The organism is Mesorhizobium sp. M2A.F.Ca.ET.037.01.1.1 (genome assembly GCF_003998075.1).
In the GTDB taxonomy this organism is placed as follows: Bacteria; Pseudomonadota; Alphaproteobacteria; order Rhizobiales; family Rhizobiaceae; genus Mesorhizobium.
Genome location: NZ_RZSA01001525.1, coordinates 1 through 950, shown reverse-complemented (window position 1 = coordinate 950; position 950 = coordinate 1). Strand labels below are relative to the sequence as shown.

Here is a 950-nt window from a genome sequence, read left to right as displayed (position 1 = left end):
GACATGCATTTTGTGCGCGAGCTCGGCGTCAAGGTCACCTGCCTGCATGAGGGCTCGGTGCTCTCGGAAGGCACGCTCGACTTCGTTTCGGCGGACGAGCGCGTCGTCGAAGTCTATCTGGGGCGCTGAGCATGGTCTGGCGGGTTCCGTTCTACCGTTTCGATTTCGCTTTCCTGAAGCGCTGGAGAAGGGGCTGACCATGCTCGAAGTCTCCAATGCCACGCTTCACTATGGCGCCGCCCAGGCGCTGCGCGGCGTTTCGCTGAAGGCGGGCGCCGGCAAGATTACTTGCGTGCTCGGCCGCAATGGCGTCGGCAAGACCAGTTTGATGAGATCGATCGTCGGCCACCACCGGCTGACGAGCGGAAGCGTTGCCTTCGAGGGGAAGGCGCTCGACCGGAGCGCGGCGTATGACCGCGCCCGGTCGGGCATCGCATTCGTGCCGCAGGGCAGGGAGGTTTTTCCCCTGCTGACGGTGCGCGAGAACCTGGAATCCGGTTTCGCGCCGCTGCGGCGCGCGGACCGCAACATCCCGGCGCATGTCTTCGAGCTGTTTCCGGTGCTGAAGCAGATGCTCGGCCGCCGCGGCGGCGATCTCTCCGGCGGGCAGCAGCAGCAGCTCGCCATCGGCCGAGCGCTGGTGATGCGGCCGAAGCTTTTGGTGCTCGACGAGCCGACCGAAGGCATCCAGCCGTCGATCATCAAGGATATCGGCCGCGCCATCCGCTATCTGCGCGACCAGGCGGGGATCGCCGTGCTTCTGGTCGAGCAATATCTCGACTTCTGCCGCGAGCTAGCCGACGAGGTCAACATCATGGATCGCGGGCAGATCGTGCATACGGGTCCGGCCGAGGATCTCGACCGGGCGGATGTGCGGAAGTTCCTCACGGTGTAACTCGCATCCTTGGGCGAAGCAAGGAGCGAAGCGACGCGGCGCAGACCCAAGGGTC

At 65.1% G+C, this 950-nt stretch carries 1 protein-coding gene and 1 pseudogene; both read left to right on the top strand.

What is annotated here, in order from left to right; all coding sequences use genetic code 11:
- Positions 1-129, top strand: a pseudogene (locus tag EOA27_RS38095) (ABC transporter ATP-binding protein); the annotation flags it as partial.
- Positions 130-199: 70 nt separating this feature from the next.
- Positions 200-895, top strand: coding sequence for an urea ABC transporter ATP-binding subunit UrtE (urtE, locus tag EOA27_RS38090; protein ID WP_041000655.1), 696 nt, complete (start codon positions 200-202; stop codon positions 893-895).
- Positions 896-950 lie beyond the last annotated feature (55 nt).